Below are 22,821 nucleotides of genomic sequence, written 5' to 3'. Positions count from 1 at the left end.
TGTGGCAAACATCAGTATCATAGTAGTCCCACGAAGTAGTCGGGAGGGAGTATTTCTCGAAGAAGAGCGGATCAAGGTCTGTGTCCACACCCCCCCTGTTGAAGGGGAAGCCAATGCAGCCGTACGCAAGGTGCTTGCTGAAACGCTCGGCATTGCACGCTCGAGTATCACCATTGTACGGGGAGAAAAAAGCCGTCAAAAGATCATAGCTATCGAGGAATGGGATGAACAAAAACTCAAAACCTGGATCAGAGAAAAAACGAAAAAACCTTGAATTTGACTTTCTTAGGAAAGAATGGTATTATTAGATGTTATGATGAATAGTATGAAAATGGAGGCAAACATATGACCACATCTTCCGCGTTCGATAGTGTAGAGACGGCCATCGAGGCTCTCAAAAACGGAGAAATGATCGTCGTTGTCGATGATGAAGATAGAGAAAACGAAGGGGATATCATCCTTGCCGCCGAAAAAGCTACACCGGAGAAGATAAACTTCATCCTCAAGGAAGCTCGTGGTCTGTTGTGTGCCCCCATGACACCCGAGATCGCGGAAAAACTCCATTTGCCCATCATGGCTCAAGATGCCGATGAAAAATGGGGGACGGCGTTTACCGTATCTGTAGATCACAAACAAACAACCACAGGTATCTCTGCTTACGATCGGGCTCTCACCCTCAATAAGCTCGCCGATCCTCAATCCCGGGCCGAAGACTTTGAGAGACCGGGGCATGTTTTCCCTCTTAAAGCACGACCTGGTGGCGTCTTAAAACGTGCCGGACACACAGAAGCAGCTGTTGATCTCATGAAACTTGCCGGACTTCAACCGGTGGGAGCCATCTGCGAAATCCTTAAAGACGATGGAACCATGGCAAGACTCCCCGATCTCATAGAATTTGCCAAAAAACACCACATGCCGCTTATCAGTGTGGCGCAACTCATCGAGTACCGTCGCACCAAGGAGAAACACGTCTTTCGTGCCGCCCAGGCCCATCTTCCCACACAGTATGGGGATTTTGAGATTATTGTTTATGAGAACGACATTGACTTTAAAGAGCATGTCGCCCTTATAAAAGGTGAATGGAAAGAGGACGAACCTGTTCTTGTTCGCGTCCATTCGGAGTGTTTTACAGGAGATATTCTCGGTTCTCTTCGCTGTGATTGTGGGGATCAGCTCCACAACGCCCTCCGGATGATTGAAAAAGAGGGAAAAGGGGTTCTCCTCTACATGAGACAGGAGGGACGGGGTATAGGCCTTGTAAACAAGATCAAGGCCTACGATCTCCAGGAAAAAGAAGGTCTCGATACCGTAGAGGCAAACATCCATCTTGGATTCAAACCCGATCTCCGGGATTATGGCGTTGGAGCACAAATACTCAAAGATCTTGGAATCACGAAAATTCGCCTGCTTACCAATAACCCGACAAAAATCATTGGATTAAGCGGGTATGGGCTTGAAATCGTAGAAAGAGTGCCCATCATCATTCCTCCCAACGAGGTGAATAAACACTATCTCCATATAAAAGAAGTAAAAATGGGCCATCTCTTTCACCACCATGATGAAAAAAAACCAGAGTAGGATTTCCTCAGAGGACACTTTCACTCTCTAACATAGGGCCATCGCTTTCTCCAAGGTATTTTTTAGCGATCCTGCAAAATACCCGCATGTTTTGATACAGGATTTGACCACAACGTTTCCCCTGCCCGACAAAAAATTTGATAAAAACAGAGCAAAATCCTCATCTTTTTTGTTTTTTATACGAAAAGATACATAGGGGCAAGGAGGTTTTTATGATGGTTGTTGAAAAAGAGATGCTTGATTCACTCATCCTTCTCAAAGAACTCTATCATATCCGTGGAATCAAGGCTGAATTTGAAGCAGAGGGTGCCAGTTATCAGGATATGGTGAGACTTCGTCGTTTAACCCTCCAGGCTGGGATTCCTTTCCATGTGAAGATTGGTGGAGTGGAAGCAGTAAGGGATATGCGAGATTGTCTCGAACTCGGCGTGGATGGAATCATCGCTCCTATGGTAGAATCCCCCTTTGCAGTGAAAAAATTTATCGATGCGTACTTTACCGTCTTTGGAGAAAAATCTCATCATATCGCTATTAACATCGAAACAAAGCAGGCCGTTGCCGGGCTTCCTGATATTCTAGAGGTTGCGCGTGGATTTGTCGATGCCATCACCATCGGAAGAACAGATCTCAGTGCTTCCTTCTTTGATCCTGAAATAACCCCCGATAGTGAATTTATCTGGCAAACTGTTGAGGATATCTGCCAGGAAGCAGCAGACCATTTCACCATCACCCTGGGGGGCAACGTCTCCACAAGCACTCAGGAAAAACTCATAAGCCATGAAACCACCCGCTCCCGGATTGCATACGTAGAAACACGAAAGGTGATTTTCCCCACCGAGATTTTCGTCTACAAAACATCTTCCCTCGCGGATGCTCTCCTGTTTGAGAAGCTTTTCATCCTCGCCAAAAAGACAACAGCAGACACCTTTTTAGGTCCTGATCTCAAACGACTCGCCAAGCTCTCTGAACGTGTTAAACAAGCCACGCCAGAAGATTACCTCATGGGTGTATAGACGAGTTCTGAGCCAACGACTATCCTCTCATTTTCAATGGCCAACACGGGCTTTGTTTCTATCTTGATGGGTCTCTTTGAACCGTCAGGCATAGCAACATCCACCACTGCCTCAAAGGGTTTTGGTCCTGGAAAACCAAAGGCAATCTGATAAAACCTGGAAATATCTATCTCTGCGATCCGGATACGCTTCCCCATAAGGGTAAAAGCAACCTCAAAAGCCACCTTTTCTACTTTAATGTTAATACGGTTCGAAACACTATCATACACAACCGAAACCTCTCCATACGCTGGTGTCGAATAGCGTAGCGATGGTGAGACAAGGGAAACGGTAACATCCGCCTCAAAGCGAGCCCTTCCCGGAACAAGTATGAGACGAGGGTTCTGAACAAGCCAGCGATACTGCCCCCTGATACTACCGATACTAAAACTCTCTGTTTTCTGAACAGGCCCTACCGCCTGAAGAAATTTGTTCAGGGTACTCTGATGAAGAATAATACTTGCATCAGCTTCAGCCCAGACAATCCCTCCAAGCCATAGACCACACAAAATCACCAAAAGCTTTTTCATGTTTCCCTCCATCAAAAAATGTGTTTATATTATATTTAGAAGCTTTTTTTTTGTCAAAAGAAGAGAAAAATATTGGCAGTGTATACTTAATTGTGTCTGGTAGGAAAAAGATAACCTCCTGTGATAATATAAATAAAACTATCACAGGAGGCCAGATATGATTGAGACGAAGAATATTTTAGAGCTATTCAAACCAATTGTCAAGGAAGTATTAGAGAGTATGTTAAAAGAGGAAAGAGAGATTTACCTGGAAAACAATCCTCCCACAAAAGGCAATGGCTTTTACGAAAGGGATTTAAAGACAGCTTTTGGCGAGCTTACAGCCATACGTGTTCCAAGAACAAGGGATAATGGATTTAAAAGTGCCCTTCTTCCCTATCGCAAACGCATCACAGAAGACTTAGATGCATTAATCAGGGCTATGTTGATATCAGGAATGTCAACAAGGAAGATAGCAGAAGTTTTAAAAGAGCTTTATGAAATAAAGATTTCTTATGCTAACATCTCAAGGATAAGCCAGGTAGGCATAGAAGAGATTCAGAAGTGGCGTAGTCGCCCTCTCATGGAAGAATATGCCGTGGTATTTCTGGATGCTATGGTGTTTCCTATCAAGAGAGATAGGGTAGAAAATGAATCAATATATGTAGCTATAGGCATTACACCTGAGGGAAGACGGGAGATTTTAGGATACTACCTACCAGGAGGCATGGAAAGTGCTTATAACTGGCGGGAAATTTTGCTAGATATAAGAGAAAGAGGTGTCAAACAGATTCATTTTATTGTCTCTGATGGCTTAAGTGGTATGAAAAACGTCATAACAGAGATATATCCCCACGCAAAGTATCAGCCCTGTGTAGTCCATGTCATGAGAAACATACTGGCTAAAGTGAGAGTTCAACACAGAAATATCATTGCCACTGAAATAAAAGAGGTATTTCATGCCAAAGACAAACAGGAGGCAGAACAATTGTTTATGAAATTTACACAAAAATGGAAAAATATCTATCCCAACTTAATGAATAACCTCTTGACAATAAGAGAGAATATATTCACTTACATGGAATTACCTGAAGGAATACGAAGCATGGTGTATACAAACAATGCCCTGGAAAGACTCTTTAAAGAACTTAAAAGGAGATTAAAAACAATGGAAATGTGTCAAAGCGAGGCTTCAGCTGAGAAATATCTTTACCTGTTATTAAGATACCAAAATGAGAAGTTCTTAAAAGAAAGTTAAAAAATTGGGAGTATTACTTTCAACTCTATCGTGAGCAACACTCATACACCAAAGAAAATATTCACAGCGAGGTTATCCTATGACTAGACACAATTTTCTTGACACAATGGAAATATTTTCCCGTTGCGTCAAATAAAAAAGTACTCGAAATTCGAATCATTGCCTCATAAAAAAAAGTACTCAAAAATTCCATACAGTTTCCTCCAAATTTTTGTTTTTTACATTCTTTTTCTTTTGAAGGCTGAAAAGTTTTCTCTGGCAAGCCGTAATTTTTGTCTTAGGTGAAACAAATCGAGAGCCTTATAAAGCCTTGTTAGGCGTTCCTTTTGTGCCTCACTTACATAAGAGCTTTCTAAAAGCCGCTGGTAGGGAGTTTTAATATCATCATGCTTCTTTTGCACCTTGCTTCCGATTCTCTTTTTCTCTGTCATTTTCATAACCGGTTGAAAAAAGTTGGCATAAAGCCTGAGATACGCATAGAGTCGGTTCAAGTAGTAGACTTCTTCCTCGGTATCGTAGCGGAAGAATCCAACATTCTGGCGGACTATGGAATAGTTTTTCTGCTCAACGTAGCAGTTATCATTGGAACGGGAGCTTCTCCCCTTGTAAATTTTATCTGGTTCTTCTCACACCAATCACGCAGAGGATGATTAATAAATTCAGCACCGTATCAGAATCAATTCCCCGTAAATCAAAAGGAAGTCTTCCTTTGACTTTTTCTATGGCTTCTCTTACCCATTTTGAAGCTTTGTTTTTGATTGCCACAAGTTCTGTCCAACCGCTCCAAACATCCACCATATTTAATGTTTGAGCAAAATCTCCCCGGCTATTTCCTCCCTCATGGGCTACCAGATCAATCTCCATGAACCCAGGGCAATTTTCATCCCACTCTGCCCACGTGCGTATAGCTATTTGTTGCTTTAATAGCGTTCCAGGTTTTGTGCCTTTTCGTCCTTTTATCTCAAGCTTTTTACGCTCATGTTTCAAAAGTCGGTCAATACTTGAAGCACTTATATGGCGCAAGTTCTCTATGGCCTGTGGAGAACCGTGGAGATGTCCGTTTGCTAAGAGATTATCTAAAACTTCATTTAAAATTGGCTTTAAACGTTTGCCACACATGTAGTTTTCAATTTCCCAGACCTTTTTAGAAGTTTTAGTTCCTCTTCGCCGAATTTTTCTTTCTCCCAGGTCTTTTGCCCTTTTGGCTATATCGGCTTTAAGGTAATTTTTTTTGCCTACATATATGGTTTTTCCGTGCTGCCTCAAGAGCCTGGCGGCATAGTTTCGGTTTTTTAAACCTGTTATCCTCACAAAGTAATCCAGTATCTCCTTTTTCTCCTTTTTGCTGGCTTTTTGATATTGTTTTGCCGTTTCCCTGTAAATAGGTCTCCTTTCAAACATCGCTAATTCCACCTTTTACCTCCAGTTCTTTGAACTGGATTATTTTACACAAATTTAAAGTACTTTTTTATTTTGAAGCAACGTTCCCTTTTCGAGTACTTTTATTATGAAGCAATTCGATTTTTTGACAAAATATATGTTTGCTTTTATGATGAATGAATGGAGAAAACGATGGCAAAACCCCACATAAAACTATCCTTTTCTACCTCTTTCCAGAGAGTAGAAAACATCTATGCGGAGCTTTTTCTGCCAAACAAGTGGCACCACCTCCTTAAAAGAGATTTCTCCCTGGATCCCCTGTTTCTTGAAAGAGAGTGGCCTGATCTTGAGGTATATGAGTTTCTCCGGAGTTTTGTTTCCTATTCATGGAATACTGACCACCGGGAAAATGTTTTTTCCATGCGACTTTTTCCACCCTTTGAGGCGTGGTTTTTAGAAAAACTCTGTCAGTGGTCATGGCCAGCTGTCCGCTACGAACACAGATACGAGACCTGGAAGGGAGAGTTTCTCCTTGAAACGATGGAAGCAAAAAATCTCTGTGATGGTTTTTTACTTGTCACCACCAGTGTCCCTCTCCTTCTCAAGGAAAATCGGATCCGCGTACTTGCCAGCCCCTTTGTCACAGAAAAACTTGAAAAACTCTTTACTGAGGGAAGGGTTTCACTTGATTTTGAAGCCTTTGAATCGATGCTCCCTCATATACCCGAGATAAAACGGTTTTTCACAGGAGATTTTCCCCAAACAAAAGAGGTAGTTGATGGAGAAGTAGAATTAGAACTCAGGGAACTCCAGGAGGGGTTCTTTGAGGTTCTGGCGTGGCTCACGATGGACGGTCATAGGATGACTTTACGTTACGATGAGATCGAACAGGGGGTTTCTTCAAAACGAAGGCTTGTTTTTCGCGAGGCCAATAGGGTGTTTTTTGTTTCGCCAGATACCCCTCTGTACCGTCGTCTGGAAGAGGTAAGCCACGCTACACTCAAAAATTTTTCTCGCTTTTTAGGAGAAGTGAAAGAAAATGTTATCCTGACTCATGATGGAAAGGCACTTTTTGAGAGTTATCTTGACCAGGTATCCCCAATTGTTTCTCTTCGTACTCCATGGAAAAAGGTTTCCCTCGATGAGGTGATCCTTGAGGTAAAATCCACAGACTCGACCCATTGGCTTGAGATCAATTTTACCCTTTCTGTGGGAGAATGGAAACTCTCAAAAGTTGAAAGAAAACAACTGGCAAAATACGGGTATGTGAAACGGGAGAATGGCTTTTTCTCGTTGAAAGAAGAGGCCCGGAAGTGGCTTACACAACTTGAAGATGCATGGTTTATTGATCACACAGGAGAAAAAGAAAAAATCCATCCTTCTCATGTGTTTCTCTTGAAGGATCTGGTGGAGAGTTTTCCCGATAAAGAAAAAATAACAAGCATTGTTGAAAAGAAGTACACAGAACTCCCCTTGGAGGGAGAAATCCTGGATACATCGCTTCCCCTTCCCGAGATGCTTGCTTTTGTCCTCCGCCCCTATCAGAAAATAGGGTACTGGTGGCTTCATTTTCTTTACAGGTATCATTTTGGGGGCTTTCTTGCAGATGAAATGGGGCTGGGAAAAACATTGCAGGTGATTGCCTTTTTGCTCTCTGTCAAAAATAAAGGTCAAGCACTCATTGTTTGTCCAACAACTCTTCTCCACAACTGGGCAAAAGAGATCAAAAAGTTTACAGGCGATGAATTACAATTTCTCGTCATGGACGGCACTCAACAGGAACGCAGGGAAAAACAAAAACATTTCCAGAAGTATGATGTGCTCATTACCTCGTACACCCTTCTCCACCAAGACAGAGAGTTTTATCACGAGCATGAGTTTCATATCTGTGTGCTGGATGAAGCCCAACATGTGAAAAATAAAAAAGCCAAGCGAACCCAGAGCATCAAGGCTCTCCGGGCTCACCATCGTATTGCCGTCACAGGTACACCTGTCGAAAATAATGTCAGTGAGATGTGGAATATCTTTGATTTTCTTATGCCGGGATTTCTTGGATCCCATAGCTGGTTTGTAAAGAATTTTGAGATACCCCTTCAGAGTCCCAATATCCGTGAACGAGAAAAGGCGTATGAAAGGCTCTCCAAACTCATCAAGCCTTTTGTCCTTCGAAGAACCAAGGAGGAGGTACTTCCGGATCTTCCCCCAAAAATCGAACAGGAGGTATGGCTGGATCTCACCGATGAACAGAAAAACCTCTATGTCACGATGGTGGAACAAATCAAAAACTCGTGCGATGAGGCTTTTAGACGTTCACAACAAGAGGGTCTGATACATTTCCTTGCTGGTTTAACAAGACTCCGCCAGATTTGTCTTGATCCAAGGCTTGCTGGCTTTGAAACCCGGGAAGAGGCAATCAAACTTCGAGCCCTTCGGGAATTGATCCTGGAAGCAATGGACAGTAATCACCGCGTTGTAGTATTCAGTCAGTTTGTTGAGCTTCTCAAGCTTGTCCGTGAAAATCTCGAATCCCTGGGTATTGAAGTGCTTTCCCTTGATGGAAGAACGCGTCACCGGATTGAGCTGGTGGAGCGCTTCAATCAAGAAGAGATGCCTGTATTTCTCATATCAACGAAAGCTGGTGGAACAGGGCTTACAATTACGGGAGCTGACACGGTGATTCTCCTTGATCCATGGTGGAATCCCTCCGTCGAGAAACAAGCCGTCGATAGAGTACACCGTTTGGGACAAAGACGCAGCGTCCATGTGTTTCGACTCTTTACTGAGGGAACCATCGAAGAGAAAATGTTTCATCTTCAGCAGAAGAAAAAACATCTCTTTCAGGCAGTGGTCACCAGTAATACAGAATTTCTCACCAAACTTTCCTGGGAAGAGCTTGCTACGCTTCTCGTCCTGGAAAAGTAACTTTTAAAACTATTCCCAACCCATCCACTCCCCTTCTCTGAAAGGGAGAAAAAGCCCCTGTTTTCTCCCCAGGATTTTCCCCTATCGAAAAGATGACTCTTTTCCCAAAAATTGTGACAAATGCCTATTGACATTTTGCTTAAGGAAATTATACTCCCCCTGTCCTCATGGGGAAAAACAAAATAAACCAAGGAGAAAGGGATGCAGAAAACCCTCAGGAGAATGGAGGTTTTGTTACTTGTTCTCTTGAGCAGTTGTAGCCTCATAGATCCAGGAGAAGAGATCTATATTGAAAAACGAGAGGGGGACCCCCGTGGTCTCCTGTTTACCTACTATGAGAATGGGGCCTATGGTGTTGATCCAGAGACCCTGGAGGTAAAATGGATCATCCGTGGAAGTAATCCGGAGCGCAAGCCCTATTACCCTGTCAAAAGTCAGGATGGGAGGATATTTGTCGTTCCCTCACAGTTTCGTGACGGTGCCCCACCAAATGATACTATTGTAGTGATTGACAACAACGGAAGGGTGATAAAAAGATGGAGACCATTTCCACCTTACACCATTGGCCATCTCATTCTCGTCCAAAATATCCTCTTTCTTCTCTACCCCTTCGGAGCTTTTGCTCTCCTTAATGTGGATGACTACAGTGTGGTCAAAGAAATAACAGAGGTACCTCTAGATTCGACTCGATCTTATAATGCAAATCATATTATCAACCATGGAAGAGCCCCTTTCTCTGACATACGAATAGACATCGGGAAAAACATAACGATAACCTCCAATCTTAATTATTATCCCACTAACAAGGAAGGATCTCTCGATCCTTTTTATACCCTGATAGGAGACGACGCCGTTGTGGGTCTGGATAGGACGGGAGAACTCTGGGTATGGGATATGAAGACAGCGGACTTGAGAACCAATTTTTATATAACGAATTATCTTAGTAGCCCTACCACTGGCATGAAGGTAGAAGGAGGAATGGTATGGTATGTTGACAATGCTCATACCATAGTGTGTGAAATAGTTGAAGAAAATGAAGCTGGAAAAGCTATAAATGTAAGATACCTTTACTTTGATTCCTCTACCTTCGCATTTCTCAGAGAGATCACCCACCCAAATGGGAATATTCCCCCTGAGCACTTTCAACTTTCAGCTCTTGAAAAAGTAATACAGAACAAAATGTATTTTGTAAATTATTTTGAAACCTCAAACGGTATTTTCTGTTTTGATCTCGATGAAGGTCGGATTACGAAGAGTATTCCGTGGCCTTCTCCGACGAGACCGAGGAGGACAAGATGAAATGGCTGGCAGGAATTTTGTGTATACTCCCAGGATTGGTATGGGGAAGAATGTGGTGGGGGGTAGGAGTGGAGGGACGTCTTGTGCAGGGCTTCTGGGGACAGGAGTCGGGATTTTGTGGTGGAGCGGGTCTGGAGGTGGAAAACATACGGCTTCTCTTCTCAGGAGGGGTTTTGAGAGGCTATAAGGACATGGTGAGTTATATGGGGGAAGTGGAACTGATGTCACCTATCTGGATTTTTGAGCCGCGGCTAGCCGGGACGGGATTCTGGGCTGATGTGGGACGGGCGGTGTATCTTGGACCTGGCATCATCTGGCAGTATCATAGTTCCCTTCTCGATTTCTGGTCACTCGAGATGATAATGGGGGTAAGGTTCGGCCTGGGTGGTATCAAGCTATTCACCGGCGAAGAGATAAGCGATCACCTCTGTGTGGATGTCTATGGCCGCTGGCGTCCATGGAACAGTATTCTCATTGGAGAAAAGACACTGAGTGTGGGAATGATGGTAGGATGGCAATGGTAAGTGGTTTGGAAAATCCATGCTCTTCCCTTGTTGCAATGGGAACTTCAAACCAAAACTGGAACAAGGGAAGAGCGCTTCTCCCACGCGGCAATCACGATTGCACGCGGTAAGATCTCACCCTCAAAGCTTTTCATTGGGGGAGTCGAGACGAAAAACCCTTCCCTCTGATACTCCACAACCCCCTCTTACCCCTGCCTCTTTTGGACGAAAGCCTTAAAAGCCCTTCCCCGTTCCTCGTAGTTTTTAAACATGTCAAAACTCGCACACCCTGGGGAAAAGAGAATCACTTCTCCTGGTTTTGCGTGTGAAAAAGCTGTCTCTACCGCCACCTCAAGAGAAGGCACTTTAGTAGTATGGGGAAATTGCCAGGCACTATCAATCTTTTCTGCCGCCTGTCCCAAAAGAATCACGGTTTTCACCTTTTTGTATACCAGGCCTTTTACCAACGTAAAATCAAGCCCTTTATCCAGTCCCCCGGCAATAAGAATCACAGGAACATCAAAACTCTCCAAAGCCTTTTCTAAGGCATTCACCGTTGTTGCCTTGGAATCGTTGTAAACCTCTACACCATTGTAGCTTCCAACAAGCTCAAGACGATGCTCCAGCCCACGAAATTCACGGAGAGTGTTCTGGATAACCTCCATCGGAACTCCCGCCATCAAAGCCACCAGCGAAGCTGCCATAACATTCTCAATATTGTGTACCCCTTTGAGCTTCAGTTCCTCCTGTTTTACCAGAAGTTTCTCCCCGTAGTATATACCCCCATCATAAAACATCATATCCGCACGGGACTTCCGGCTAAAGGTAAGAATACGGCTCTTCACACCCGCCGTAACTTGCTCAAAATACGGACTATCTGCATTCACAATTGCCACATCATCCGGCGTCTGATTGAGAAAAATCCTCTTTTTTGCTTCGAAGTAGGCGTCGAGATCAGGATAACGATCCAGATGATCCTCAGCAAGATTGAGAAAAGCCGCAATTCTTGGTCTAAAATTCACAATCTCTTCAAGCTGAAAACTGGAAAGCTCAAGCACCATCTCCTTTACAGAAGCCACGGCAGCCTCATGCTCAAAAATCGCTGTCCCTATATTTCCCCCCACAAGGGCAGGTTTATAGGCACTGATGAGAGCATGAGAAAGCGTCGTTGTAGTAGTTTTTCCATCCGTGCCGGTAATAGCGTAGTAGTACACCTCCGGATGAAACCTGTAAAAAAGCTCAATATCCCCAAACACGGGAATCCCTCGTTTCTTCGCCTCTTCAATCAGAGGAATCGTCAGAGGAACGCCGGGGCTTGGCATCACCACATCCGGTTGTACTTCATCAAGGATGTCTTTTGATTGCCTTCCCAACAGGCTAAAAAGACGCGGGTGATTGAGTTCTCGCAAGAGAGCCTGTTTCTCCTCATTATCAACCGTATCGGAAACGTACACTTCTGCTTCCCTTGCAAGAAGTACCTTCGCCGTCTCAAAGGATGTTCTTCGTGTCCAACCGATCAAAAGATACCGCATACACCTACCCTAAAAAGATTCTTATCATAGTATAGAGAAAAGCTCGTAAAAAAACAAAAAAAATGGGTCATCATACGATGACCCACGTAATAACCCTGTTGTTTTATTTTTCTTCTTTCTTCCTCTCGAGGTAGAGAATCTTATTCATCGCGTTGAGGTAAGCTTTGGCGGAGGCAACAAGCACATCGGTACTCGACCCATGGCCAGAGTATACTTTCCCCTCATACTTAAGGGAAACCATAGCCTCTCCCATCGCATCCTGCCCGATAGAGATTGAAGAGATCCCATAATCCTCTAATTCGGGAGAAATACCTGCTATACGATTAATAGCCTTGTAAATAGCATCTACAGGGCCATTCCCTATCGCTGCCTCTCTGATGATACGATTATTCTTTTTCAGTTCGACGGTTGCCGTAGGCAAGGCATTGCTTCCACTCATGATCTGCACATGCTCAAGAAAGAGCATCTCTGGCATATCAATCGAGAGACACTCTGAGACAATCGCTATCAACTCGTCATCATAAACGGCCTTTTTCTTATCCGCCACCTCGGTAAACTTCTGGAAAACCTTCTCGAAATCGTCACCCTGGATAGTATACCCGAGCTCTTTTAAACGGGCTTGCAGACCATGTTTCCCTGAATGTCTCCCCAGCACAATCTCAGAATGTGTACGACCAATTTGCTCGGGCTTCATGATCTCGTAAGTACGTCTCTCCTTGAGTACCCCATCCTGGTGAATACCCGCCTCGTGAGAAAAAGCATTCTTTCCAACAATGGCTTTGTTGGGCTGCACTTGAATACCTGTCACAGAGACAATGAGACGACTTGTCTTGTAGATCTCCTGAGTCACAATGCCTGTTTCCACACCAAAAATATCCTTGCGAAGCTCAAGTGCCATCACGATCTCTTCCATGGCAGCATTTCCTGCCCTTTCCCCTATACCGTTTACAGACACCTCTACCTGACGAGCACCAGCCTCAATAGCTGCAAGACTATTGGCAACAGCAAGCCCCAGATCGTTGTGACAGTGAACAGAAAGAACAGCCTGATTGATATTGGGAACCTTTTCCTTGAGAGTACGAATAATCTTTGTAAACTCTGAAGGAACCGTATACCCTACCGTATCCGGAATATTGATGGTTTTTGCTCCTGCGTCAATAGCAGCGGTTACCACCTCAACAAGGTAATCCAATTCCGTACGGGTGGCATCCTCAGCAGAAAACTCTACATCATCGGTGTATTGTTTTGCATACTGAATCGCATACACAGCTTGCTTGAGGATTTCTTCTTTTGTTTTCTTGAGTTTGAACTCACGATGAATGGGTGAAGTAGCAATAAAGGTGTGAATCCTTTTTCTCTGAGCATACTTGAGTGCCTGAGCCGCCGCATCGATGTCTTTTTCCACAGCCCGTGCAAGAGAAGCAATAACGGCGTTTTTTACCTCCTGAGCAATAAGTTGAATAGCATCAAACTGGACAGGAGACGATACCGCAAAACCAGCCTCTATAATATCCACTCCCAATTTTTCAAGCTGGAGAGCCACTTTGAGTTTTTCGTTTATCCCCATGCTGGCGCCAGGAGATTGCTCCCCATCGCGCAACGTGGTATCAAATATATAAACTTTATCTTTCATACCTATTCTCCTTTTTTTCAAAATATAGATGTTTTTCGTTTATTATCAAAAAATATCTCTCGCTGGGCGAAACGCCCAAAGGATACTATACAGATAAATACCAAACGCGCTCACCTTTAAGCCCTTGCAAAAATGCCAAAAAGCCCCATTGCATCTACTCCTTTCTTTGATTTTATTATATACAAAACATCGGAAAAAAGCAAGTTTTGTTAACTTTTTCTCTGTCAAATAAATTAAAATGTCACCTTTTTATTGAAATAGAAATGTCACTTTTTTATGCCGAAACTCTACGACCATAATCATCTATTTCAAAAAAGTTCAATTCGATATTTTTCTTAAAAATATGTATACTTCCATCAAGCCAGGTTTTTAAGATAACATTGTCCCCGGGTTTTATGGCTATAGGTTGTTTCTTTTCAATCTGGTATATTCTTTTAGAAAACTTTATTGTATAATCTCTATAGACTTTGCACTCGGCCGTATAACAAACATAGTTCCTTAAGTCCTGATCAGGCATTAATGCAATATGAAAATCTTCATCCGACAGAGGTTTTTTACTAAATTTTCGGTTATTCTTTTCCCAGTAATATTCTTTCAAAAACGATTGGCACTGTCAATATCCTTTATGTTTTTAGTTTCATTTCTGCTATTAACCTGTCCTGATGGATCCCATTCCATCTCTCTACGCGTCCTTTTGCCTGGGGACTATGGGCATATATCATTTCTATCCCCAGCCTATGGCAGACCTCTCCAAACTTTGTTAGAGGCAATTTCCCTGCAAGCTGTTCTTCTATGGTCGCTTCCCGTTTCGTATAGAACAGGCTTTTATAATCACAATAGATCGAATAAGGAATACCGTATTTCATTATCCAGTCAAACAAACATTGCAGCGCTACTTGTGTCGTTTCTCCTGTGTCGAAAAGACCGTAAGATGTGCCTGTAGCATCATCCACCATATTCATCAGACAGACTTCTTTGCCTGTCCCAAACCAGTCGTGAATGCTGCCGTCCATTTGAATCATTTCTCCAAAATGCTCTTTTCTCGGCCTTCTGGTACGGTGTTTCGCAGTTTTTCTTATTTTCTTCCACAATCCTGTTTCCATCATCCATAAACGAAGCGTTGATGCTCCTATTTTTATATGATGTTCCTCATAAAGCTTTTCAGCTATAAATGTCGGCTTAAAACCTTTATAATTATTCCGTACTATCTGCATAATTTTCTCTTTGATATCACTGCTAATTCTGTGATTCCCCGGTTTGCCTATTAATTTGTGATTGAGGGCTTCATCACCCTTTGATAAATATTCTTTAAAAATTCGAATAAGTTGCCTTCTGCAAATCCCCAGTATTATTGCAGCATCTTTCTGCTTGATTTTCTTGTTCTTTACCATCTCCAGTATTTTTGCCCTCTTCTGTGCTTTAAGTGTCATCGTTATCACCTCTCTCATCTGCAACCTCTCGTTTTTTTAGTTGCAGTATTTTAAAAGGTGACATTTCTATTTGCACAAAGTGTGACATTTTAAATTGTTTTCGACAGTTTTGGCTTTGTTATACTTTCTCTTCTCATACCAATAAAAAGAAAAGGTTTTAGTTAAACGTTTAACCGGATATTTCCAAAAGATGCTGTTACCTTATCGCAGCGAAAACATCAACACTGAACTGAAGTAGGGTAATAGCCTATTTGCTATTACCTTGTCACAGCCAGAGCTTTATTTCCATCTCGAGAAAAAGCTATTACCTTTTCACAGTACCCAGATATTACCTTATTGCAGCCAGTCCCTTCAAGACTGCAAAATGGTAATAGCTACTCCCTTGTCACAGCAAAAATCTGAAGACTGAAACAGGGTAATAGCTATCACCTTATCACAGCATATCACCTCCCAGGTCTCCACTGTGATACGGTAATAGCTTATTTTTGAAATACTCTTCCCTCTTTACCGATCCACTTATGACGGAGAACTCTTCCTGGTGATAGTAATTCCCGGTTTAAAAACTCGTCCTTTTCTCACATTTTTTCTTCTTATTTTATTCCCATACTACTTTGAGACCGAAAAAGGATAGTTAAACATCCCCGTAAGAAAATATTTTTCTCTTTATGCTTTTCCCCGAAAGCACAAAAGTAACCATACTCCCTCCGAAACATCACTTGCGATACTGCCACATTCCCCTTACCCCTCCATCCTCTCTACAATGCGCTGGATCAACAGAGGCTTCTTGCTTTTTTTGTCAAAATCTATCAAAATCCCTTGAAGCTCAAGTTCCCCCTCGGTAGCAGGAGAAAAACGCACAGGGAGATGTTGAATCACCCGCCGCTGGGACTCTGAAACATTCATCCCGATAACCGAATACACCGCCCCACACATACCAATGTCCGTAATATATGCTGTCTTTTTTGGCAGAATGCGCTCATCTGCCGTAGGAATATGCGTATGGGTTCCCCAAAGCGCATGAACACGCCCATCGAGATACCACCCCATCAACTGTTTCTCGCTGGTAGCTTCAGCATGAAAATCCACAAGCACCAGTACATTTTCCCCCTCCAACTGCTTCAAAAGCTCATCCATCGCCCGAAAAGGACAATCAATAGGCTCCATATAAATACGCCCCATGATGTTGACCACCACAACATCCATATCCTTTTTTTGCAGACGATAAAAACCATTGCCAGGTGTTCCCGGAGGATAGTTGAGCGGCCGGATAAGCTGAGGCATTTCTTCAATAAAATCAAAAATCTCCTTTTTCTGCCAGATATGATTCCCCGAGGTGATAACATCTATCCCCCAGTTAAGAAACTCCTCCGCAATTTTTTTGGTGATGCCAAATCCATGAGCTGCATTTTCCCCATTCACAACCACCAGATCTGGTAGATACTTGCGCTGAAGATGGATAAGTTTTGTCTGAAGAAGCTTCCGCCCGGCATCCCCGACAATATCTCCCAATGCCATAACCCGAAAAACATTTTCCGCTTTCATTGTTTGCTCCTCTTGCTATCCTCTTTCCCTCAAAAAAGCCTCATAAAAAGACCAGTGTTTCACCCTCACAGACCATCGTTTTTACTTTCGACGCAACTGATACAATTGAACAGCCCGATTATGCTCCTGAAGTGTCGAAGAAAAATAATGTGTCCCGTCATTTTTCGCCACAAAGTAGAGGTATTCTGTCTGAGCAGGATACGCGACAGCCAACAAGGCAGATTTCCCGGGATTGGCAATCGGTCCAGGGGGAAGACCATAGTACCTATAGGTATTGTAAGGGGAAGTATTGGTAAAATCTCTTTTACGGATATTTCCATCCCAGTTTCCTTCCATTTGACGGATATAGATAAGCGTAGGGTCTGTCTGGAGTTTCATCCGCACCCGCAACCGGTTATAAAACACCCCTGCTACGATAGGCTTCTCATACTCCACACTTGTTTCTTTCTCCACAATACTTGCCAGTGTCAACGCCTGATAAAAACTCAGCCCATGAGCAATAAGAGCCTGCCTCATCTCCGGTGTCACCACACGTTTAAACTGTTTCACCATGAGAACCACTATATCCTCTGCAGTTAACCCCAGAGGCACACTATACGTATCAGGAAAAAGAAAACCCTCCAGATTTTTTATCCCCTTGACCCCAAGCTCCTCGACGAGATCAATTCTCTCACAGGCTTTGAAAAATTCTTTTTCATTACTGATGAAGTTCTGTCGCACAAGATACGAAGCTATATCGTAGATATTCCACCCCTCAAGGATCGTCATCCTCCGCGCGTAGACCTGCCCTGTCCCCATCTTTTTGATAAGATCATCGAGATTTTCACCCGGAAGAATCTGATACGTCCCTACCTGGAGTTTTTTATCATACCCCTGGATTTTTGCCCTCACTTTAAAACGAACAGGATCCCGTATGATTCTATTGTCTGCGAGACGTTTTGCGATACGATTAAGAGTATCCCCCTTTTGAATCTCAAAAAGAACCGTCTCACGATTAAGGGTAATATCCCTTGCACAACTGGAAAGCCCCCATCCAATGATAGCAACAAGAAAAACAAAAAAAACACGTCTTTTCATGATCTGCCTCCCGTTTGGGTTTTATAGACCTCCCACAGACAAATAGCAACAGCCACCGATGCATTCAAACTATCCAGCTTACCCGTGGTAGGAATACGAATCATCTGATCACAGCTTTTTCGCATCATCCGTCGCATACCCTTGTCTTCTGATCCAACCACAATACACAAAGGTTTTTGAAGAGTCACCTCTCCGAGGGTTCCCTCACCAAACATATCCAGACCATAGACGGTAAACCCCAGAGATTTCAGTTTTTCCGTGGTACGAACAATATTCCTGACATACAAAACAGGTTGCTTATAAATAGCTCCAGCCGAAGCCCTGATCACCTGAGAGGTAATACGAGCACTATGATCCTCGGGAAGCACCACCACATCCACCCCCAGAAGAAGCGCCGATCGGATGATAGCCCCAACATTTCCCGTATCTGTCAGCCCATCAAGCATCAAGACATACTGAAGTTTTTCCCAGTCTGTAAAATCCTCTTCTTTCTCATATACGGTGGGGGGGAGAGAGATCTCCGCGATAATTCCCTGATGTTTTTGTGTCCCTGCAAGCTTCACAAGCTCATATTCCGACGCATATTCAACCAGAACATCTTTTGCTTTCGCTCGCTGTATCTGAGAAAGGAATCTGTTTGATTTCCCTTTTTCTATGACAACTCGTTTGATAGGAATCTCATCCTTGAGGGCTTCTTCGACAGAGTTTCTACCATAGACAAACACGTTGTCCCCTCATGTCAGGCTGGCATACGTTTAAAGAAGGCATTGAGAAACTTAAACCATCCCTTATCCTCATCCGCTACCTGGATATTCAAGAGTCGCTTCGCAATATGGTTGAGACAGAGGTTTACCGGTGCATTGGGTGCAAGAAATGCAAAAGGAATCTGCTTCTTGACCGCAGCAGCCACCACTGGATCCTCAAACACAAACCCAAGATTTTCAACTTTGATATTGAGAAACTGTCCGCAAATCTGGATAATTCGCTGAGAAACCTTGTTAGCCTCCGCCGGAGAAGAGACACGGTTCATCAACAGCTTAATATTCGCGTTATCGGTTTCGGCAACAATAGCCTTAATCACCCCGTAAGCATCGGTAATCGATGTCGGTTCAGGGGTTGCCACAACAATAATCTCATGTGCAGCAAGCAAAAAGCTAATCACATTGCTCGAAATACCAGCCGAAGTGTCAATAATAATATAGTCAGCATAGCTAATCTCGCGAATAGCCTGGATCAGGTTTTGTTTCTCTTCATCCTTGAGGTTTGCCAGCTGAGAAAACCCATTGGCTCCCGCGATGATGTCCAGATTATACTCCGTTTTGTAGATGATCTCAGAGATCTTTTTCTGTCCCTTGATAACATGCATGAGATTGTACTTGGGGATAATACCCATAAGCACGTTGATATTGGCCAGCCCCAGATCAGCGTCCATAACAATAACTTTTTGGGGCGATTCTTTCATCCGGGCAAGATGAATACCAAGATTCAAGGATATACTACTCTTTCCTACCCCCCCCTTTCCGGAAGTAATCGCAATGATTTTTGTATCATGATTGGCAAAACTCCCCATCATCCTTCGCAAGCCTTCGGCTTGATCCGGCCCTAGAATTCCCTTTTCCGTCATTGACATACCTTACCTCTTTTACCCTTATTTTAAAGCATCATTCACAAGACTTTCGAGATTCGCTATCTCAAAATCCTTTGGCACTTCCTGACCATTCGTGATAAACGAAAGTGGAAGTTGACAGCGATACAACATGGACAAAAGCGAACCATAGTAAAGCGTTTCATCCAGTTTGGTTGCAAGCACATGATGAAAACTCAAAACCGAATAGCTCTCTACCGTAAAAGCCAGATCCCTGGGTTTCGTCGTTGAAGAAACTACCAGATGAATATCAAAAGGCACATTGCATTGTTTCAGCCAATCAGCAAGTTCCTGAAAGGTGATCGTATCCCGTGGGCTTTTCCCTGCCGTATCGATAAAGGTATAGTAATAATCGTGTTTTTGATGCATAAGCTCAAAAAATTGATCTTTGGTTTTGATCTCATAGAAAGGTGCTTTGAGAATCTCGGCATATTTGGCAAGCTGAGGGTCAGCCCCAACCTTGTACCTGTCAATCGAGATAAATCGCATCTTTTTCTGTCTCATAGCAGCAAGATGTGCCGCAAGTTTGACCAGCGTCACTGTTTTACCCACGCCTGTAGGTCCTACAAACAGGATATTATTGCCAAAACTGTAATTATCAAGAGAGATCTCCTGTTTTTTCAGATGGGAGAGAAGAAAACTCTTCGCCTCAAAAAGAATTTGATTTTTATCCAAAAGAACATCACTCTTGAGATTTTTAATGTGTTCAACAATATCATGTATCACCACGGTGTCAAAATCTCTTTCTCTAAGAAATTCCTCCAACCACATGAGGTTGTTCTTGGCTATTTCGGCATCACGAACAATCTCACTTTCCTTCTCATATTCCTCGCTCATATGATGATTCACCAAACCCTCTCTCAAAGAGCTGAGTTCCTTTTTTATAAAACTCTGAAGAGAGGATATCTCCATTTCAAGCTGATTCACCTTGGTGAGAAGTTCACCACCAGCTAAAGAAGCAGAGGTTGTTTCGGAGGCATTCTGCAGGACAACTGCAGACTTTTCTGCAATAACCTGGAGAGCTTGTTCTTTGATATGGGTGTTTGTTGTTCCCAATCTAGAAGGAGAAGGTTGTTCGCTGGCCATTGTTTTAACCGCTGCCAGGGTATCCGCGGAACATGTTTTCATTCCTTTGCGGAGAGCTCTATTCTGTATAGAGGCAACAGCAACCCAAACCGTATCCTTTTTGAGGCCAAACCACCGACGAACCTCCCGACTTGTCACACGTAAAAGCTGCGTTTCATTGAGGCGATTCTCCCTGATGGCTTCATCAAACATACGATCAATAGCTTCTTTGCGCGTTCGACCTTCATAACTACGGTACTCCATATATCCTCCCTTCTCACTCTCTCTATTATATCATATTTTCGTTATTTACGCAACTCATGAGGCTACCCTTGGTAGACTGATCATCCCTATCTGATCCACAGAAACATCGACAGGAATCTCCGAATACGAAAGCACTCCCACAGAGGGAAATATTCTCTCAATCATCTCACGAACAAGACGACGAACCTTCTGAGAACAGAGAATAACCGGCGTATAGCCATTCTGCAGGGCATTGTCGATAATCTGAGATGCCTCCTGAACAAAATGATTCATAATCTCGGGATCCAGGTTAGCGTAGGAGGCATTTTGCTGTTCGTAGATAGAATCCTGTAAGATCTCTTCAAGTTCAGGATCAAGCATCACAGCCTTGATGGTGTTCTTTTCGTCAACATAGTTCGTAACAATCTGTTTCGCCAGCGCTTGACGCACGTATTCAACAAGCGTGTCAATATTCTTGGTTGCAGCCCCATAGTCCGAAAGTGTCTCAAGAATTGTCACCATATTGCGAATACGGACACCCTCACGGAGAAGCCCCTGCAGTACCTTCTGAATATCTCCGATACTCATATGCTTGAGCACCTCATCCACCACGACGGGATATTCCTTGCGAATAGCATCAAGCATCGCCTGGGTATCCTGACGTGTTAAGAGGGAGGCTGCATTGCGCTTGATCACCTCGGTCAGGTGGGTAGCAATAACAGCAGGGGCATCATATACTGAAAATCCCATAGATTCCGCTTTGACCCTTTCTTCGGAAGATATCCATTTTGCCGGCAGACCAAAAGCTGGTTCTTTCACCGTAATACCATCGATAGCATCCAGATCCAGACGAGCATTCATAGCAAGAAACTTGTTGGGATAGACTTTGCCCCGTGCTATATCAATCCCGCGAATCTTGATCACGTATTCCGAGGCATCAAGAGCCACATTGTCCACGATGCGAATGGGGGGAACAAGGACACCCAGATCAAGCCCTATACGCTTACGAATCATCCGAATACGATCAAGGAGATCGCCTCCCTGCTGCTTATCTACCAATGGAATCAAATTGTACCCTATCTCAAGGTTCATCGGATCAACCTTGACAATATCCTCAACGGTTGTCGTCTGTTCGGCGGTCTGTTTAGCCTTGGTTTCCTGTTGTTTTTTCACCTCTTGTTGTACCTGAGCCGATTGGAGAGTGTATCCAAGGGCTGCCAGTCCTCCCCCTAACAAAAGCATGATCAAGGTAGGAAAACCGGGAAGAAACGCCATCACGCCAAGTACACCACCGGTGATATACAGACTTGAAGACGTCGAGGCAATCTGTTTTACCACATTCTTACCAAATCGTTCCTGAGAAGCCGATCGGGTAACAATGATACCTGTTGCCGTGGAAATAAGCAGAGCCGGTATCTGGGAAACCAAACCATCACCAATTGTCAAAAGCGTATAGGTGGCAGCAGCCGTTGCAAGGTCTTCACCACGAACAATTGTTCCTATCACCAAACCCATGATAATATCCACAAGGGTAATCACCAGCGCCACCTTCACATTTCCTGAAACAAACTTGGAAGAACCGTCCATAGCCCCGTAGAAATCCGCTTCCTGACGTACCTCTTCACGACGTTTCCGTGCTTCCTCTTCTGTAATCAAACCCGCATTGAGATCGCTGTCGATAGAAAGCTGTTTTGCTGGCATAGCATCCAGGGTAAACCTGGCAGCCACCTCTGACACGCGACTCGCACCCTTGGTAATCACAAGAAACTGGATAGCAAGAAGCACAACAAATATGGTAATACCAATCCAGTAATTCCCCCCAACCACAAACTCTCCAAAAGCGCGAATAATCTTGCCCTGAAAGGCTGTCCCCTGACTGAGGATAAGACGCGTTGAAGAGACATTCAGTCCCAGTCCAAAGATGGTTGTCAAAAGAATCAAGGTTGGGAAGGTATGAAAATCTGCCGGTCTGCGAATAGACAAAGTACTGAGAATAATCATTAAGCTCACTGCCAGATTGACCGCCAGCATCATATCAAGAATCCATGCTGGAAGTGGTATCACCATCATCAACACAATCACTACCACAGCAATCGCCATAGGAAATTCATCAAGAATCGTAGAAAAAAGACTTCTCGGTTCCGTTGCCATGG

Annotated in this window: 17 protein-coding genes and 2 pseudogenes; 7 read left to right on the top strand and 12 right to left on the bottom strand. The window is 43.6% G+C overall.

The features are described 5' to 3' along the window. The first annotated feature begins 1 nt into the window (after window position 1). The 3 genes from KDW03_RS06275 (at window position 2) to KDW03_RS06265 (ending at window position 2,591) form a co-directional block, all read left to right on the top strand. A complete protein-coding gene (locus tag KDW03_RS06275) occupies window positions 2-274 on the top strand; it encodes a DUF167 domain-containing protein (protein ID WP_271434240.1) in 273 nt (90 codons plus the stop codon). 71 nt (window positions 275-345) lie between these two features. Further along, on the top strand, window positions 346-1,578 hold the full coding sequence (locus tag KDW03_RS06270) for a bifunctional 3,4-dihydroxy-2-butanone-4-phosphate synthase/GTP cyclohydrolase II (RefSeq protein ID WP_271434239.1): 1,233 nt from the start codon (window positions 346-348) through the stop codon (window positions 1,576-1,578). A gap of 212 nt (window positions 1,579-1,790) precedes the next feature. Further along, on the top strand, window positions 1,791-2,591 hold the full coding sequence (locus tag KDW03_RS06265; protein WP_271434238.1) for an aldolase/citrate lyase family protein: 801 nt from the start codon (window positions 1,791-1,793) through the stop codon (window positions 2,589-2,591). On the opposite strand, the gene KDW03_RS06260 is transcribed toward KDW03_RS06265, so the two are convergent. After that, window positions 2,573-3,160, bottom strand: coding sequence for a hypothetical protein (locus tag KDW03_RS06260; RefSeq protein WP_271434237.1), 588 nt, complete (start codon window positions 3,158-3,160; stop codon window positions 2,573-2,575). The genes KDW03_RS06265 and KDW03_RS06260 overlap by 19 nt on opposite strands. A gap of 205 nt (window positions 3,161-3,365) precedes the next feature. Here KDW03_RS06260 and KDW03_RS06255 point away from each other — a divergent pair. Next, window positions 3,366-4,480: pseudogene (locus KDW03_RS06255) on the top strand (IS256 family transposase); the annotation flags it as partial. A gap of 97 nt (window positions 4,481-4,577) precedes the next feature. Here the strand turns inward: KDW03_RS06255 and KDW03_RS12365 are convergent. Then, window positions 4,578-5,798 (bottom strand): annotated as a pseudogene (locus tag KDW03_RS12365) (integrase catalytic domain-containing protein). A 171-nt stretch (window positions 5,799-5,969) separates the two neighbouring features. Between KDW03_RS12365 and KDW03_RS06240 the strand changes: the two are divergent. The 3 genes from KDW03_RS06240 (at window position 5,970) to KDW03_RS06230 (ending at window position 10,522) form a co-directional block, all read left to right on the top strand. Continuing rightward, a complete protein-coding gene (locus KDW03_RS06240) occupies window positions 5,970-8,699 on the top strand; it encodes a DEAD/DEAH box helicase (protein ID WP_271434233.1) in 2,730 nt (909 codons plus the stop codon). Between the two features lie 201 nt (window positions 8,700-8,900). Then, a complete protein-coding gene (locus tag KDW03_RS06235; RefSeq protein WP_271434232.1) occupies window positions 8,901-9,998 on the top strand; it encodes a hypothetical protein in 1,098 nt (365 codons plus the stop codon). Further along, window positions 9,995-10,522: a hypothetical protein gene (locus KDW03_RS06230; protein WP_271434231.1), complete on the top strand. Its 528-nt coding sequence runs from the start codon at window positions 9,995-9,997 to the stop codon at window positions 10,520-10,522. Before KDW03_RS06235 ends, KDW03_RS06230 begins: the two co-directional genes overlap by 4 nt. A 185-nt stretch (window positions 10,523-10,707) precedes the next feature. Here KDW03_RS06230 and murD read toward each other — a convergent pair whose 3' ends face one another. From murD to flhA, 10 genes are all read right to left on the bottom strand, one after another. Beyond that, entirely contained in the window at window positions 10,708-12,033 is a 1,326-nt protein-coding gene (gene murD / locus KDW03_RS06225) for a UDP-N-acetylmuramoyl-L-alanine--D-glutamate ligase (protein WP_271434230.1), read from the bottom strand. A gap of 103 nt (window positions 12,034-12,136) precedes the next feature. Next, window positions 12,137-13,666 (bottom strand): 2-isopropylmalate synthase, encoded by a 1,530-nt coding sequence (locus tag KDW03_RS06220; RefSeq protein ID WP_271434229.1) that lies wholly within the window; start codon window positions 13,664-13,666, stop codon window positions 12,137-12,139. A 274-nt stretch (window positions 13,667-13,940) separates the two neighbouring features. After that, entirely contained in the window at window positions 13,941-14,264 is a 324-nt protein-coding gene (locus KDW03_RS06215) for a hypothetical protein (RefSeq protein ID WP_271434228.1), read from the bottom strand. Between the two features lie 25 nt (window positions 14,265-14,289). Beyond that, entirely contained in the window at window positions 14,290-15,114 is an 825-nt protein-coding gene (locus KDW03_RS06210; RefSeq protein ID WP_271434227.1) for an ISNCY family transposase, read from the bottom strand. Between the two features lie 720 nt (window positions 15,115-15,834). Continuing rightward, window positions 15,835-16,638, bottom strand: a complete 804-nt coding sequence (locus KDW03_RS06205; protein ID WP_271434226.1) for a TIGR00282 family metallophosphoesterase — start codon at window positions 16,636-16,638, stop codon at window positions 15,835-15,837. Between the two features lie 81 nt (window positions 16,639-16,719). Continuing rightward, complete coding sequence (gene mltG / locus KDW03_RS06200; RefSeq protein ID WP_271434225.1) at window positions 16,720-17,715, bottom strand: endolytic transglycosylase MltG; 996 nt, start codon at window positions 17,713-17,715, stop codon at window positions 16,720-16,722. Continuing rightward, a complete protein-coding gene (gene rlmB / locus KDW03_RS06195) occupies window positions 17,712-18,440 on the bottom strand; it encodes a 23S rRNA (guanosine(2251)-2'-O)-methyltransferase RlmB (protein WP_271434224.1) in 729 nt (242 codons plus the stop codon). The genes mltG and rlmB overlap by 4 nt, the downstream gene beginning before the upstream one ends. A 14-nt stretch (window positions 18,441-18,454) precedes the next feature. Then, window positions 18,455-19,339, bottom strand: a complete 885-nt coding sequence (locus KDW03_RS06190) for a MinD/ParA family protein (protein WP_408648362.1) — start codon at window positions 19,337-19,339, stop codon at window positions 18,455-18,457. Window positions 19,340-19,363: 24 nt separating this feature from the next. Next, a complete protein-coding gene (locus KDW03_RS06185; protein WP_271434222.1) occupies window positions 19,364-20,689 on the bottom strand; it encodes a flagellar biosynthesis protein FlhF in 1,326 nt (441 codons plus the stop codon). A 54-nt stretch (window positions 20,690-20,743) separates the two neighbouring features. Continuing rightward, a complete protein-coding gene (gene flhA / locus KDW03_RS06180; RefSeq protein ID WP_271434221.1) occupies window positions 20,744-22,819 on the bottom strand; it encodes a flagellar biosynthesis protein FlhA in 2,076 nt (691 codons plus the stop codon). Between the last annotated feature and the right edge of the window lie 2 nt (window positions 22,820-22,821).

The organism is Thermospira aquatica (assembly GCF_023525255.1).
Classification (GTDB): Bacteria; Spirochaetota; Brevinematia; order Brevinematales; family Thermospiraceae; genus Thermospira; species Thermospira aquatica.
The sequence above is the reverse complement of the archived record's forward strand: the minus strand, read 5'-3'. Positions and strand labels throughout refer to the sequence as shown.